The organism is Paraburkholderia sp. UYCP14C (assembly GCF_004197395.1).
Classification (GTDB): Bacteria; Pseudomonadota; Gammaproteobacteria; order Burkholderiales; family Burkholderiaceae; genus Paraburkholderia.
Genome location: NZ_SELS01000006.1, coordinates 208,349 through 223,011, shown reverse-complemented (window position 1 = coordinate 223,011; position 14,663 = coordinate 208,349). Strand labels below are relative to the sequence as shown.

Below are 14,663 nucleotides of genomic sequence, written 5' to 3'. Positions count from 1 at the left end.
AGCGTAGAGAACGGTCCCACATTCGCGGGCTGTGATGCTGCGCGCGCCGCTTCCGATGCGTGATCCGGAGTCCGAAGCAAATGTGGTGAGGCGCACATATGAGCGAAAGGACGTTTGTTGTAATTCCCGAAAGAAGAACCCGCTAAGGAGCGTACCGTGACACCCATCGTCTTCGACGGCAACTTCGGCTGGTTGCATCCAGCGGACGGTCCGGATGGCGTTGTGCTGTGTTCTCCGTTCGGCTACGACGCTCTGGGCACGCACCGCGGCATGCGCCGGCTTGCCGAACGGCTCGCGGCGCGCGGCGTGCCGGTCTTGCGCTTCGACTATCCGGCCACGGGCGATTCGGCTGGCGATCCGACCGACATGGGTCTGTGGCGCGCGTGGATCGATAGCATCAAGCAGGCGGTCGCGCAGCTGCGCGCGGCGAGCGGCGTCGAGCGCGTGACTCTGTGCGGACTGCGGTTGGGCGGCATGCTTGCCGCGCTCGCCGCGCAGGAACTGGGCGATGTCGATGGTCTCGTCATGCTGTCGCCGGTACTGTCGGGCAAAAGCTACCAGCGCGAGTTGCGCGCGCACTACCGGCAGTGGGTGACGCTGCCTGAAACGTTGGACCGCGTGGTCGAACCTGAGACCGACGAGTTCGTCGAGGCGTATGGTTTCCGGATCTATCGCGACACGCTCGCAAGCCTGCTCGCGGTCGATCTGTGGCGCGACACGAGCCGGCCGGCCGCGCGCGTGCTGCTGCTGGATGCGCTCAATCCCGCGCGCGTCGATGCGCTTGCTTCGCACTATGCGCAGCACGGCGTCGAGGTCGAGCGTCAGTCATTCGACGAGTACAGCCGCTTCATGACGGAGGCGCTCGACAGCGAGATGCCGAACGCGGCGTTCGACGCCATCGAGAACTGGTTGGCGGCAGGCGGCGCGCCGCTCGCGCACACCCCGGCTGCGGTGCCGCAACGCGGCGAGGACGGTGCGGGCGGTCACCATGTCGCGCCCGGCGTGCTCGAAACGCCGGTTTGGCTGAACGGCGGCAAGGTGTTCGGCATCTATTGCCTGCCCGACGGCGCGGCCGCCGCGAGTGCGCCCGCGGTGGTGCTGCTGAATACCGGCGCGGAATCGCGCATCGGCAATGGGCGTTTCGGTGTGCGTCTCGCACGGCGTCTCGCGCGTCAGGGGATCGCATCGCTGCGCATCGACGCCGGCAACATCGGCGATAGCATGCCGTTGGCCGAAACGCTGAATCTCGATGCGCTGTACTCGCAGACGAGCGCCGAGGATGCGGCGCGCGCCTCGCGCTGGCTCGTCGAACGCGGCCATGCGGGTGGAGTGCTGGTCGGCATCTGCTCGGGGGCATACATCGGTCTGCATGCGGCGACGCGCGAAGCGACGGTGATCGGCGCGGTGCTCGTCAACCTGCAGAAGTTCAGATGGAACGATGTCTGCGACGAGCACGGCAAGCCGATGGCCACGGCCACCCGGTTCGGCTCGACGCGCAGCTACCTGCGCTCGCTGACCAAGCCGGACAAATGGCTGCGCTTCCTGAAGGGCGAGAGCGGCGGTCTCGGCGTGCTGCGCGAACTGGCGATGCGGATGGCGTCGCGGGCCGGTGTCACGTTGGCCGATCGCGTTGGCCGCTTGTGTGGGATCGAGCTTGGCGCAACAGATGAACGCCGCCTGTTCGCCGGGCTCGATGAGCGCGGCGTCGATATTCATCTGGTGTACGGCGTGCTCGACGCAGGCCTCGAGGAGCTCGAGCGCTGCTTCGGCGCGCGCGGCACGCGGTTGCGGCGCTTCGAGCATATCCAGGTGGCTTTCTGCAAGCACACCGATCACGCGATCCTGTCGTCGGTCGCGCAGGAAAACGTCATTTCGTATGTGGAAAAGGTTTATCGCGGCGGCTTCACGAAGCTGCGTCAGCCGCACATCGCTGCGCTCGACGGCGACCTGCGCAATCAGCCGGGCGAGCGGCAGAGTGCGGGCGCGGGCCCGGCGCTGGCCGAGCCCGGCAGCGGGTTCCAGCCGCTCGGCAAGGCGTGATGATAGTGCGCCGACACGTCCGCGTCACTCGCGCACATCGCGCGGCTGGCGCACGCGCTGCCGGTGTCGCTGGCTCGCGCCGCGTACGGCAAGATGGCCGTCACCAGGGGAGCGCCCATGCGCGCAACGGCAGTTCAGACTGACAAGCCGTCCGATCAAACGCCCGAGCCGCCGTCATTCGACGAGCGGCGCTTTCGTCATGCGCTCGGGCGCTTCGCGACAGGCGTAGTGGTGATCTCGACCGGCAGCGGCGACAGCCTTCACGCGATGACCGCCAACGCGTTCATGTCGGGGTCGCTAAAGCCGCCTCTGATCGTCGTGTCGGTCGGGCATCGCGCGCGCATGCACGCACGGCTGATGGACGCCGAGCTGTTCGGCGTCAGCGTGCTGTCCGAAACCCAGGAGCCGCACAGCCGCCATTTCGCGGGCGAGGCGCAGAGCCACTTCGCGCCACCTTGCGCGCCGCGCTTCGCGGCGGTCGACGGCCTCGCCGGCGTCGTGCTGCTCGAGCATGCGGCCGCGCGCTTCGCCGCGCGCGTGGTGGACCGCCATCCGTGCGGCGACCATACGCTGTTCGTCGGCGAGGTGCTGGTGTTCTCGCTCGACGAGCACGCGCCGCTGCTGTTCTTCGGCGGCCGCTATGCGTCGGTCGCGGCGAGCGCGTCGAACGTAGTCTCGGCTTGATCCTGCTCGATGCGGCGTCCGCGCGCGCCGAGAACCCGCCTGAGTTGATTGCGTTGTCCACGACATCTTTGTGCGCTGGAACACGCAGGCGTCTGCCCACGTCCGCGCAAATCAGACAATTTCATCACGCAAACGTGCGAATGCGCACTAATTAAACCCCACATCGCAGGCACGCTTTGTCGAGCGAGCTTTGAGCCTGACGAAACAGATAGCGTTACACGAACGAAACAAATCTTCAGAGGGATAACCCTGTCAGGAAGTGTCCCAACTGGCGCATCGGTTTCGAAGCTAGCAACGTATCGGAAAACGATCCTATTTGCATAAAACGATACGTACGGGCCCTTCATTAACAGGCCACGCGGGGACAACACCGCTTCGGGGATATCTCATGGAACACGCAAACAAGGATCGCTCGCTGGTGAGCAAAGTGATGGACGGGCTCGTCAGCGGCATCGTCGAGGAAAAATACGGCGCGATACTGCCGCCGCAGGATGTGCTGTCGAAGGAATTCGACGTGAGCCGCACCGTGATGCGCGAGGCGCTATCGATGCTGCTCGCGCGCGACATGCTCGACGTGCGGCCGAAGATCGGCACGCGCATCCGGCCGATGAACGACTGGCGGATGATCGACGAGGACGTCGTCAACTGGCGTTTTCGCGCAAAGCCCGATCCGATGTTTCTGCGTGACGTGATCGAGTTTCGCATCCTGATCGAACCGCGCGCGTCGGCGCAGGCGGCCGCGCGCGGCAGTGCCGCGGACGTCGCGGCGATTCGCGAGGCCTTCGAGGCGTTTCGCGTGATCCGTCCGTCCGAGCCCGGCTATCAGGACGCCGACGAACTGTTCCATACGCGTATCGTGATCGCGAGCGGCAACCAGTTCTTCAAGCAGATGGCGGCGATCATTCGCGGCGCGCTGTCGACCGTCAATCCGATCATGCACGACCGGGAAGGGCTGTGGGAGAGCGCGGTCGCGTCGCATCAGCGCGTCGTCGAGGCGATCGAGCGGCGCGATCCGAAGGAGGCCGAGATCGCTTCGCTCGCGATGATCGATTACTCCGCCGAAGAGCTGGGCGGCCGGTTTTCCGCGGAGCCGCCGGCGCGGGTTTGAGTTCGGGATTGGGCTCGCGTGTGAGCGCGGGCTGAGCGTATCAGTGAGCGCCAGGCGGCCGGGGAGGCGGGGCGCGGGTGTCGAAGGTCGGTGCGCGGCAGTGATGCCGCAGGGTGCGGGTTGGCCGGGTTCGCCGCGTTCGCACGCGGCATCGGCGACAATGGCGGCTGTTTCGAACCGCATGGACCTTTGCCCACACGATGACAGATACGACAGCGGCACCGCACGCATCCACCGCCCAACCGACCGATCAGATAGCTCAGGACACCACTTCATCGCGCGAGATCCGCTGGGGGATCGTCGGCACCGGCCGGATTGCGCGCCGCTTCGCGCAAGGGCTCGCCTTCGTGCCGCGGGCGCGGCTCGCCGCGCTGTGGTCGCGTCGCGTGGAATCGGCCCAGGCGTTCGCCGATGAGTTCGGCGGTACCGTCTGCGATGGTTTCGACGCGCTGCTCGCGAGCGGCATCGACGCCCTCTATATCGCGACCCTGCAAGACAGTCACATCGACTATGCGATCCGCGCGTTGCAAGCCGGGCTGCATGTGCTGTGCGAGAAACCCGCGTGTATCAATCGTGCGCAGCTAGAGCGCGTGCTCGAGGTCGCGCGCGCTTCGCAACGGCTCTTCATGGAAGCGATGAAGCCGCCGTTCTATCCGCTCTACAGAAAATTGCGCGAGCACCTCGCAGCCGAGCCGATCGGCGAGGTTGGCCTCGTGCGCGCGGGCTGCTCGGTGCCGGGCGTGCCGGCCGATCATCCGTCGCTGTCGTTCGAGCATGCGGGCGGCGCGTTGCTCGATATCGGCATCTACGAGATGTTTCTCGCGGTCGACTGGCTCGGCGCGCCACGCGACGTGCAGACCTTCGGCCGGCTCGGCGCGACCGGTGTCGATACGTTCGCGAGTCTGAATAGCCGGCACGAGCGCGGCGGCATCGCCCAGCTTTTCTGCGGGCTCGATCTGCATGGCAAGGGCGATGCGCTGCTGATGGCCAAAGGCGGTCACGTGACGCTGCACGAGCCGTGGTGGAACCCGTCGCGCGCGACGATCCGTTACGCGGACGGGCGCGTCGTCGAGCTCGACGAGCCGTTCGAAGGCGGCGGTTTGAACTACGAGACCGCGCACTTTTGCGAACTGATTCGGGCGGGCCGGCTGGAGAGTCCGCTGATGCCGCACGACACGTCGCTGCAGATGATCGCGATGGCCGACGCGGCGCGCGCGGCATTGGGGCTCAGGTTCGCCGGCGAATGAGCCGCCGGGGTGTACCAGCGGGCGCGCGGCGCTCAGTGCCGCGTCGGCAGCGACAGACGCCGCTCGTACCAGCGCTGCGCCCATTCGAGCACCTGACACAGCACCCAGTACACGGCCGCGGCAGCCAGATAAAGCGGCAGCGGCTGATAGGTCGACGCGATCATTTCCTGCGCGCTGCGCAGCAGCTCGGTCACCGTGATCACGGACACGAGCGAGGTGTCCTTGATCAGGCTGATCAGGCTGTTCGACAGACTCGGCACCGCGATGCGCAGCGCCTGCGGCGCTATCACGTAGCGCAGCGTCTGACGCCGCGACAGCCCGAGGCTGTTGGAGGCGAGCCACTGGCCCTGGTGGATGCCCAGAATCGCGCCGCGCATGCTCTCGGACAGATACGCGGCGACGTTCGCGGACAGCGCGATCACGCCGGCCGGCGTCGGATCGAGCGAAATGCCGAAGCTCGGCAGGCCGTAATAAATCACGAAGATCTGCACCAGCAGCGGCGTGCCGCGCATCACGCTCACATAGACGCGCGCGATCCAGTTCAGCGGACGACTGTGGCTGATGCCCATCAGCGCGAGCACGGCGCCGCCGATCAGACCGAAGATCATCGACAGGATCGCGAACTTGATCGTCAGCAGGGCGCCTTGTGCGAGCACCGGCAGCGATTGGAGCAGCAGGGATGTGATGGACATGGGCAGTGTTGTTATTGACGCACAAAGCGCACATCATAAACTTTGGCGCGCGTTAAGGCGCGGGTCGCGCGATGCGGCTTGGGGTATACGCGACGCGCGAAGCGGGTCGTCGGGCTCGCGCGGGCCGCAAAAACGCGAAGGGCGGCATCGATCACGATGCCGCCCTTCGTTCGATTACACGCGTGTTACTTGATCGGCTTGCTCACGTCGATGCCGAACCACTTGTCCGAGATCTTCGTGAAGGTGCCGTCCGCTTCGAGCTGGGTCATTGCTTCGTCGAGCGCCTGCGCGAACTTCGGGTTGCCCTTCCTGAACGGGATGCCCGACGGGTTGCCGGCGCCGACGTTCGCGCCGGTGCGCAGCGGCAGGTTCGAGTTCTTCAGCAGGTACGCGAGCATCAGGCGGTCGTTCAACGCCGCGTCGAGCCGGCCGGCGGCCAGATCGCGCAGGTATTCAGGCGCGCCCGGGTAGGTCTTCACGTCGATGCCGGGCACCGACTTCGCCATGTCCATGTAGTTCGTGCCGAGACCGACACCGAGCTTCTTGCCCTTCAGGTCTTCGAGCGAGGTGAACTGGCGGTTGTCGTCCTTGCGCTGGATCAGCTGTGCGGCCGAGTACGTGTACGGCGGCGAGAAGTCGAGCGTCTGCTTGCGCGCGTCGGTGATACCAACCTGGTTGACGATCACATCGAACTTCCCTGCCTGCAGGCCGGCAATGATGCCGCTCCACTCGGTCGTGACGAACTCCGGCTTCACGCCGAGCTTCGCGGCGACGGCCTTCGCGATGTCGACGTCGTAGCCGACCAGCTCGCCCGACGGCGCCTTCGAATTGAACGGCGGGAAGGTGCCTTCGAGACCGATGCGCAGCGTGCCGCGCTGCTTGACCTGGTCGAGCAGGTCTTCCGCGTGCGCCGCGACGGCGCTCAACGACGCGCCGATCAGCGCGGTGGCGAGGAGCTTTTTCAGCAGACCGAATTTCATCGTGTTCCTTTTTGTACGTCTGACGTTTTGACGGTCGAGAGCATAACAAACGAGACTATCGCGATCTAAATATCGTTTGTTTATGTCTATATACGCCGGCGACGCGGATGCTCAGCGCAACGCCTGCGCGCATTCGGCGACGAGGGCCGGTCCGCGGTAGATGAAACCAGTATAAAGCTGCACCAGCGACGCGCCGGCTGCGAGCTTCGCGCGCGCGTCGTCGCCCGAGAAAATGCCGCCGACGCCGATGATCGGCACCGCCTCGCCGACTTCGGCGCGCAGCTTGCGGATCACCTGGTTCGACGCGTCGAACACCGGCTTGCCCGACAGGCCGCCGGCTTCGTCGCCGTATTGCATGCCGGCGACGGCGGTGCGCGATAGCGTCGTGTTGGTCGCGATCACGCCTTCGAATTTGTGGCGCAGCAAGGTGTCGGCGATCGATTTGATCTGCTCGTCGTCGAGATCCGGCGCGATCTTCAGCGCGAGCGGCACGAGCTTGCCGTGCATGTCGGCGAGCCGTTGCTGCTTGTCCTTCAGCGCGGCGAGCAGCGCGTCGAGTTCGTCGGCGCCCTGCAGCTGGCGCAGGTTCTTGGTATTCGGCGACGAGATGTTGACCGTCACGTAGCTCGCGAACGGGTACACGCGTTCGAGGCAGTAGAGATAGTCTTCGGCGGCGCGCTCGATCGGCGTGTCGGCGTTCTTGCCGATGTTCAGACCGAGGATGCCCCGATAGCGCGCGGCCTGGACGTTCTTCACGAACTGGTCGACGCCGGCGTTGTTGAAGCCCATCCGGTTGATCACGGCGTTCGCCTGCGGCAGCCGGAACATGCGCGGGCGCGGATTGCCCGGCTGCGCGCGCGGCGTCACGGTGCCCACTTCGATGAAGCCGAAGCCGAGCGCCGCCAGACCGTCGATGCACGCGCCGTCCTTGTCGAGGCCGGCCGCGAGCCCGACCGGGTTGCGGAACGTCAGGCCCATCACGGTGCGCGGCGAATCCGGCGCGCGCGCCGCGAGCGCGCCGGCGAGGCCGGTGCGGCCGGCGGCGCCGAGCATGCGCAAGGTCAGATGGTGAGCGTCTTCCGCGTCCATGCGAAAGAGTTGGGCGCGAACGAGCGGATAAAGGGAACTGAGCACGGGATGAAGCCGGACGGCCGGAAAATGGGAACCCGCTATTTTACCGGCTTTGGGCTTTTGTGAGACTGGAAGGGCGTTGCTGGCGGCGAGCAGGACTCGATTACGGCTTGAGCGGTCCGCGTCGCCCATGCAGCGCGAAATCGACCGGCGGCAGCTCGATGCTGGTCGGGTCGAGCACGCGCCACGCGCCGTCGATCAAGCCTTCGAGCGGCCGGAAATTGGCCTTGTACGCCATTTTCGGGCTTTCGCGAATCCAGTAGCCGAGATACACGTACGGCAGATTCAGGCTACGCGCCTGCTCGATCTGCCAGTAGATGTTGTAGGTGCCGAAGCTCGCGTGCGGCAGGTCCGGCTCGAAGAACGTGTACACCGACGACAACCCGTCGCCGAGGATATCGATCATGCTGATCATGCGCAGCGCGCCCTGCGCATCGGGGCGTCCATCGGGCCGCAGCGGCGCCGGCTCGCGAAACTCGACGAGCCGCGAGTTGATCCGGCTTTGCAGCAGGAACTGCTCGTACTGGTCGCGGCTGTCGCGGTCCATGCCTCCGCCCGCGTGGCGCGCCGACTGGTAACGCATATACAGCGCGTAGTGCTCCTCGTCGTAATGCAGCGGTGCGACTGTCGCGATCAGGTCGCCGTGCTTTTTCCATACTCGCCGCTGCGTGCGGTTCGGTTGAAAACGCTCGACCGGCACGCGCACCGGCACGCACGCGCGGCAGCCGTCGCAATACGGGCGGTACGTGAACACGCCCGAGCGCCGGAAACCCGCCTTGACGAGGTCGGTGTAGACGTCCGAATTGATCAGGTGACTGGGTGTGGCGACCTGCGAGCGCGCGATGCGGCCGTCCAGGTAACTGCAGGGATAGGGCGCCGTTGCATAAAATTGCAGCGCGGAAAGCGGTGAAAGAGGCAGCTCGTTGGGATGAGTCACGTTGGCAGCTCTCGAAGCGTCTCTGTATTGCAAACCCGGCGCACCTGGCAGTTGATGCCGCATTTTCGTAGGCGGCGGACCCGGATTCGGCCTGATTTTTCCTACGCCGCCCGCGTGACGATTTCGAGCAGGGCGGTCTTGTCGAAGCGCCATGGAATGGCCGGTGCGCCGACAGACGCGCGAACATGCGCGACGAACGCCTTGCGCGCTATCTCGCGGCCGCCGAGCGACGCCAGATGCGACGTGTTCTGCTGGCAGTCTATCATTTCTATTTCGTGACGTCGCAAGTGGCCGACCAGCGCGGCCAGCGCCATTTTCGAGCCGTCGGTGACGTCGGTATACATCGATTCGCCGAAGAACATCCGGCCGAGCGACACGCCATACAAACCCGCTACACGCTCGCCCTCGAACCAGGTTTCGATGCTGTGCGCGTCGCCGAGGCGGTGCAGCGACGAATAGGCTTCGACCACATCTGCGGTGATCCACGTGCCGCGCTGGCCGCGGCGCGGCGCCTGCGCGCAGGCGCGCATCACGCCCGCGAAATCGTGATCGACGCGGATTTCCCATGCGTCGTCGCGCAACACCCGCTTGAGCGTCTTGCGCAGCGACGGCGACAGCTTGAACTCGACGGGACGCAGGATCATGCGCGGATCGGGGCTCCACCACAACACCGGCTGACCGTCCGAGTACCACGGGAAAATGCCGCGCCGGTAAGCGTCGATGAGGCGCGAGGGCAGCAGATCGCCGCTGGCCGCGAGCAGACCGGGCGCGCCGCTGGTGGCGCCGAGCGCGCGCTCGACGGGCGGAAACGGATCGTCAGCTCCGAGCCAGGGAACCATGCGCGCCGCTCAACCTTCGCGCAGGGAGCGGAAGATGTCGCCGGTATGCAGGCCGAAACTGCCGGCCGCGCGGTCGGCGAAAAAGAAGCGCAGCGTCTGGCCGACGGTCGGAAACGCGATCTCGTCCCACGGAATCTCGTGCTCCTCGAACAGCTTCACTTCGAGGCTTTCCTCGCCGGCGGCGACGTCGAGATCGAGCAGCCGTGCCATGTAGAACAGATGCACCTGATGCACGTGCGGCACGTTCAGCAGTGAAAACAGGTTCTGCACCTCGACGCGCGCGCCGGCTTCCTCGAGCGTTTCGCGCGAGGCGGCTTCGGCGGTCGTTTCTCCCATCTCCATGAAACCGGCGGGCAGCGTCCAGTAGCCGTAGCGCGGCTCGATTGCACGACGGCACAGCAGCACCTTGTCGTCCCACACGGGAACGGTGCCGACCACGTTACGCGGATTCTGATAATGCACGGTGCCGCAACTGCCGCATACGAAGCGCTCGCGATTGTCGCCCGGCGGAATGCTCAGACTGACGCCGTGGCCGCAGACAGAACAGAATTTCATTGGAAAGGGGACGAGAAGGAGTGATAGGAGTTTATCACCGGGGCGGGGGATTACTGAGGCGCCGGCAGGGGCTGCGCGATGGGACGTTCGATGCGGCGAGCGTCTTTGCGCCTGACATTGGTTGACAGTCGATTTTCGGATGCGCTGATAGCATCGGTCCTGATGGTTGCGATGGAGGCCCCCCGCGTCCACCACAGTCATCTTTTCTCTCTTGTACATTGCCTCGTAGTCTTGGCGCGTCATTCGGTTGACGCGCTTTTTTTTCGTCTGAGGGCAGGGCAATGAACGGGATCGCCAATACGACGCCGCAAAAACAAAAAAGGGTTACACGCCAATGCGTTGTAACCCTTCAATGATTTCGTCTTGGTTGCGGGGGTAGGATTTGAACCTACGACCTTCGGGTTATGAGCCCGACGAGCTGCCAGACTGCTCCACCCCGCGTCCGTCGAAGAAAAGATTATAGACCAGCCTGACAGCCAGCGCAATAGCCATGTAAGGATTGGCTTCATTGCGCTTCGCGCCGCCCGCGCGACGCCACCTATCGGAAGGGCTCTGGAAAGCCGGGCGTGGGCGCTGCGCTAGAATTCAGATTCTCCACGCGGCTCGTCCGGTCTTCGCGACGGCGCCTCGTTCGACACTGATCCTCCGACCCGTTCTAAACCCCATGGATATCGCTCACGATCTGCAGGTCATCGCCATTCAGGAAAAGACCCTCGTGTTTCCTCGCTTCGATGCCGACCGCGCGTGGCAAGTCGGCGCGTATCTGCATGAAGTCGCGAAAGCGCGTGGCATTGCCGCCGCGATCGACGTGCGCACGTTCGGCCAGCCGCTGTTCTTCAGCCTGCTCGACGGCGCGACGCCCGACAACGTCGACTGGGCGCGGCGCAAGGGCAACACCGTCGCGCAGTTTCGCCGTAGCTCGTACGCGATCGGGCTGAAGATGCAGCTCGCCGGAGCGACGCTCGCCGACAAGCACGGTCTGCCCGCCACCGAGTACGCATCGCACGGCGGCGCGTTCCCGCTGACGGTGGAAGGCGCCGGCGTGATCGGTTCGATCACGGTGTCCGGACTGCCGCAGCGCGCCGATCATGAACTCGTGGTCGAAGCGCTGTGCGCGCATCTGGGTCACGACTACGGCAAGCTCGCGCTCTCGAAAAGCTGACGCGATGCGTGTACCCCCGTATGCACTGCTCGCGATCGCGATCGTCGCCGAAGTGATCGCGACTTCCGCGATGCGCGCGTCGGACGGCTTTTCGCGGCTGCTGCCGTCGACGGTCGTCGTGCTCGGCTACGGCATCGCGTTTTATTGCCTGTCGCTGACGCTCAGGAGCATTCCAGTCGGCATCGTCTATGCGATCTGGTCCGGCGCGGGCATCGTGCTGATCACGCTGGTGGCACTGGTGCTGTACCGGCAGGTCCCCGACCTGCCGGCGATCATCGGACTGGGATTGATCGTCGCTGGCGTCGCGGTGCTGAATCTCTTCTCGAAGATGCAGGCGCATTGAGCGCCCGCGCAAGCCGCCACGATCGCCACCCAGCACGTAGCCCGGCTTATTTGCAGCGCACGATCATCGAGCGGCCTTTCACATTCGCCGATGCGACGTTCGTGATGCTGCCGCCGGCCGCGCCGCCTTCGTCGTTATCCTTCGACACGATGTCGTAGCCGGTCGCGCCGCAGGCTTTTCCCGCTTGCACGTAGCACGAGGCCCAGCTCGAGCCGGCGTCGGCGCCGCTGCAATTGACCGCGAAGCCGCTCTGGCCGTTCGGCAGATTGATCAGCGTGGTCGTGTTCGACGACGCGCAGCCGCCCAGTCCCGCGGCGAGCAACAGCGCGGCAGGCAATGCGGCCGACAGCGACGCGCGACGCACGAGGGCAAGCGCGGCGCTGGATCGAAGGCAGTGGAATCGGCCGGCGCGCCGCGGTTGCGTCGTGAATTGCATCGTGTTGTGTCCTTTCATTCAAATGGAGGGGGCTGCCGGGCCGTCGCCGGGGGCGGTTGCGGGACGCGATGACGCGGGCCAGGTCTCAGGGCGCTTCGACCGTGATGCCCGCCGCACTGACGAGCCGCCGGGCTTCCGCGCCTTCTTCAGTGGCCGCGTCTTCCCAGATGCTGATCGCTTTCGGGATGTCGATGCCGTGACTTTCCGCGTACTCAAACCATTTGTTTGCCGCATCCGGCTCCGGCAGTTCTTGATTCTGCAGAAAATATTTTCCCATATTGCGCTCGCTGGCCTCGAAATGACGTTGTCAAAGGTACCGTGCCGCAGCACGGAGCATGCCGATCAGGACCATTCGACCCGCGCACGCGACCGAAGTGCGACGCGGCTTTGAGTGCGGTGCGGGGGCCCGTTTCGCGGGGAGAACTTATCGCGCGGCGACGCGCCTTATCGTAATGGGGCGGGCCGCTCGCACACCCGGTGCAGCGGCGCGCCGCATGCTGAAGCAGCAAGGCGGCGCCGTCGCGACAGGCGCCAGTTCCCGAACCGCAACAGGAGGACGAAGATGGCTGAACGGGTCAGTGGCCCTTATCGCGGCTATTACATCAGCGCCGCCGCGCGCCTCGTGCCATTGGGCAGCACGTCGGGCACGTCGGGCGACGCGCAAGCCAAAGGGGATGGTACCTACGTCGGTTCGGTCAGCCTCGCCGAAGCCGGCCCGGACGATCCGCATCGGATGGAAACGTTGCTCGAACTCGGCGACCGGCAACGCTTCGGCAGCGAAGAAGAGGCGCTCGCGTTCGTCGAGCAAGCGGCCCGTGACTATGTCGACCGCTTGCTGGATGGGCAGTGAGCGTGCCGCTGATTCCCGCGCGAAGGGCCTGCCGAACAGGTCGCCAACGCAGCGGCCGAAGCCCTGAATCAGGCACCCGCGCGCGCTGGACCGTGATCCGGCGGCGCGAGTACCATAGCGGGACCCGCGAGGATCGGCGGCACGCAGCGGCGTTCCGCGCGGGCTACCTTCTCGCCGCCACCTTCTGACGAGGCGACCATGGAAATCCGCTTTCCCGCAGACGAGCCTGCTTACCGCGACTCCAACCTGACCGTCGTTTTTTCCGCGCTGGTGGACGGTGAGCCGGTGCCGTGCGCGATCTCGGTGGAAGCGCTCGAGGATCATTTCGGCGCTTACAGCGAGGACCTCGAAGGCTGGCTGCGCGCGTTCGATGTAGGCAGGCCGCGTATCGAGGCCGTTGCGCGTGAGCATTTGCAGATCAGCAACGGCACACCCGTGCTGCTCAAGAGCGGCCACTTTCCGCCGGGCCAGATGGCAGGCAAAGCGGAACGGCCGACGGACCATCGGCGCTAAAGGCCGGGCGCTCGTCCAGCTCTGCGGTTTTCCCTCCACCAACGCATCGCCAACACCTTGCCGCTAGTTCACGCCGCGTGCCGGCACCGCCTCGCGCGCCGCTTCGAAGCAGCGCCTGATCCCTTCCTGATACGACGTCTTCCTGAGCGGCCCAATCAACGCCGCCAGCGCCGAATCATCGAGCACGACCGGCTCGGTCAGCAGATAGTTCATCTCGACCAGTTCGCGCATCAGCGGATTGAATAACCCGAGCACGCGCAGCATGCCCTTGCCGGCGACCATCAGCTTCGGCTCGCGGCCCGCGAGCGCGTAGGCCTCGCGCGCCACTTCGTGCTGTGTGATCGTGCCGGCGCCCGCGAGATGCCACCAGCGGCCGTAGGCCTCGGGCGTGCGCGTCAGCCGCTCGACCACGGGGCCGACATCCGGCAGAAAGATGAATTCGTGCGCTACGTCGATGGGACCGAGCACCTGCGCGCGCTTGCCCGTAGCGGCGCCGACGAAGACGCCGTTCAACAGGCTGCGCTCAACTCCTGGTCCGTAGAAATCGGGCAGCCGCAATACCAGCGTTTCGAGACCATTCCGGCCATGCGCGGCCAGCACGAGCTTTTCCTGTTCGAGCCGCATGCGGCCCTTGAACGTGTGCGGCTCGCGCGGATGATCTTCGCGGATCGGATTGCCGCGCGCGCGCCCATACGGATACACAGTGCCGATCAGAATGAAGCGCTCGACGCCGGCGGCCGTCACGCCGGCGAGCGTTTTCTCCATCAACGGCGGATGCTGCACGAACTGGTCGTAGGGCACGCCGACGAGGTAGATCACGGTCTGCAGACCGGCGGCCGCGGCGCGGACCGAGGCGGGATCGTCGGGGTTCCAGGTGACGATCTCCGCGTGCGGGTCGCTACCGAAGCTGCGTTGCAATGCGTCGCGCGAGCGGCCGACCACCCGATAATCGCGGCCCGCCGCGCCAAGCGCCGCCGCGATGCTTTGACCCGCCGCGCCCGCGGCACCGAATAGACCGACCTTTCCCGTAGCTTGCATCACGACTCCCTGAGATGGCGGCGCGACGTCGTCGCGTGCCGCTGTGGCTGCACAATTTGACGGACGAAAATTTTATGAACATCGTTCAGTAAACGGTGTTCAGTTTAA

General features: G+C 65.4%; 17 protein-coding genes and 1 tRNA gene. 8 read left to right on the top strand and 10 right to left on the bottom strand.

The window, feature by feature from the left end; all coding sequences use genetic code 11:
* Nucleotides 1-156 precede the first annotated feature (156 nt).
* The 4 genes from EVC45_RS08095 to EVC45_RS08080 all read left to right on the top strand — a co-directional run bounded on the left by EVC45_RS08095 (nt 157) and on the right by EVC45_RS08080 (nt 5,079).
* Entirely contained in the window at nt 157-2,040 is a 1,884-nt protein-coding gene (locus EVC45_RS08095; RefSeq protein WP_129957485.1) for an alpha/beta fold hydrolase, read from the top strand.
* A gap of 117 nt (nt 2,041-2,157) precedes the next feature.
* Entirely contained in the window at nt 2,158-2,724 is a 567-nt protein-coding gene (locus EVC45_RS08090; protein WP_129957484.1) for a flavin reductase family protein, read from the top strand.
* 388 nt (nt 2,725-3,112) lie between these two features.
* Nucleotides 3,113-3,832 carry a FadR/GntR family transcriptional regulator gene (locus EVC45_RS08085; RefSeq protein WP_129957483.1) on the top strand — a complete coding sequence of 240 codons (720 nt, stop codon included), beginning with the start codon at nt 3,113-3,115 and terminating at the stop codon, nt 3,830-3,832.
* A 200-nt stretch (nt 3,833-4,032) separates the two neighbouring features.
* Nucleotides 4,033-5,079, top strand: coding sequence for a Gfo/Idh/MocA family protein (locus EVC45_RS08080; protein ID WP_129957482.1), 1,047 nt, complete (start codon nt 4,033-4,035; stop codon nt 5,077-5,079).
* A 32-nt stretch (nt 5,080-5,111) separates the two neighbouring features.
* On the opposite strand, the gene EVC45_RS08075 is transcribed toward EVC45_RS08080, so the two are convergent.
* The 7 genes from EVC45_RS08075 to EVC45_RS08045 form a co-directional block, all read right to left on the bottom strand.
* The gene (locus EVC45_RS08075; RefSeq protein WP_129957481.1) at nt 5,112-5,771 is read right to left on the bottom strand and encodes an amino acid ABC transporter permease; all 660 of its coding nucleotides are present in this window, start codon (nt 5,769-5,771) and stop codon (nt 5,112-5,114) included.
* Between the two features lie 185 nt (nt 5,772-5,956).
* Complete coding sequence (locus EVC45_RS08070; protein WP_129957480.1) at nt 5,957-6,751, bottom strand: cystine ABC transporter substrate-binding protein; 795 nt, start codon at nt 6,749-6,751, stop codon at nt 5,957-5,959.
* Nucleotides 6,752-6,862: 111 nt separating this feature from the next.
* Nucleotides 6,863-7,885 carry a quinone-dependent dihydroorotate dehydrogenase gene (locus EVC45_RS08065; protein WP_129957479.1) on the bottom strand — a complete coding sequence of 341 codons (1,023 nt, stop codon included), beginning with the start codon at nt 7,883-7,885 and terminating at the stop codon, nt 6,863-6,865.
* A 100-nt stretch (nt 7,886-7,985) separates the two neighbouring features.
* Nucleotides 7,986-8,819, bottom strand: coding sequence for an arginyltransferase (locus tag EVC45_RS08060; protein ID WP_129957478.1), 834 nt, complete (start codon nt 8,817-8,819; stop codon nt 7,986-7,988).
* A 101-nt stretch (nt 8,820-8,920) separates the two neighbouring features.
* Nucleotides 8,921-9,658, bottom strand: a complete 738-nt coding sequence (aat, locus tag EVC45_RS08055; protein WP_129957477.1) for a leucyl/phenylalanyl-tRNA--protein transferase — start codon at nt 9,656-9,658, stop codon at nt 8,921-8,923.
* Between the two features lie 9 nt (nt 9,659-9,667).
* Complete coding sequence (locus EVC45_RS08050) at nt 9,668-10,213, bottom strand: NUDIX hydrolase (protein ID WP_035494591.1); 546 nt, start codon at nt 10,211-10,213, stop codon at nt 9,668-9,670.
* A 364-nt stretch (nt 10,214-10,577) separates the two neighbouring features.
* Nucleotides 10,578-10,654, bottom strand: a tRNA-Met gene (locus EVC45_RS08045).
* A gap of 223 nt (nt 10,655-10,877) precedes the next feature.
* Between EVC45_RS08045 and EVC45_RS08040 the strand changes: the two genes are divergently transcribed.
* Nucleotides 10,878-11,375, top strand: a complete 498-nt coding sequence (locus tag EVC45_RS08040; protein ID WP_129957476.1) for a heme-degrading domain-containing protein — start codon at nt 10,878-10,880, stop codon at nt 11,373-11,375.
* Nucleotides 11,376-11,379: 4 nt separating this feature from the next.
* Entirely contained in the window at nt 11,380-11,718 is a 339-nt protein-coding gene (locus EVC45_RS08035) for a multidrug efflux SMR transporter (protein WP_129957475.1), read from the top strand.
* A gap of 46 nt (nt 11,719-11,764) precedes the next feature.
* Here EVC45_RS08035 and EVC45_RS08030 read toward each other — a convergent pair whose 3' ends face one another.
* Nucleotides 11,765-12,154 carry a hypothetical protein gene (locus tag EVC45_RS08030; RefSeq protein ID WP_129957474.1) on the bottom strand — a complete coding sequence of 130 codons (390 nt, stop codon included), beginning with the start codon at nt 12,152-12,154 and terminating at the stop codon, nt 11,765-11,767.
* A gap of 85 nt (nt 12,155-12,239) precedes the next feature.
* Nucleotides 12,240-12,431: a hypothetical protein gene (locus EVC45_RS08025; RefSeq protein WP_129957473.1), complete on the bottom strand. Its 192-nt coding sequence runs from the start codon at nt 12,429-12,431 to the stop codon at nt 12,240-12,242.
* Nucleotides 12,432-12,716: 285 nt separating this feature from the next.
* Between EVC45_RS08025 and EVC45_RS08020 the strand changes: the two genes are divergently transcribed.
* Nucleotides 12,717-13,004, top strand: a complete 288-nt coding sequence (locus EVC45_RS08020) for a hypothetical protein (protein ID WP_129957472.1) — start codon at nt 12,717-12,719, stop codon at nt 13,002-13,004.
* Nucleotides 13,005-13,202: 198 nt separating this feature from the next.
* Nucleotides 13,203-13,517 (top strand): DUF1488 domain-containing protein, encoded by a 315-nt coding sequence (locus EVC45_RS08015; protein ID WP_129957471.1) that lies wholly within the window; start codon nt 13,203-13,205, stop codon nt 13,515-13,517.
* Nucleotides 13,518-13,580: 63 nt separating this feature from the next.
* Here the strand turns inward: EVC45_RS08015 and EVC45_RS08010 are convergent, their stop codons facing one another.
* The gene (locus EVC45_RS08010) at nt 13,581-14,555 is read right to left on the bottom strand and encodes an NAD-dependent epimerase/dehydratase family protein (protein ID WP_129957470.1); all 975 of its coding nucleotides are present in this window, start codon (nt 14,553-14,555) and stop codon (nt 13,581-13,583) included.
* Nucleotides 14,556-14,663 lie beyond the last annotated feature (108 nt).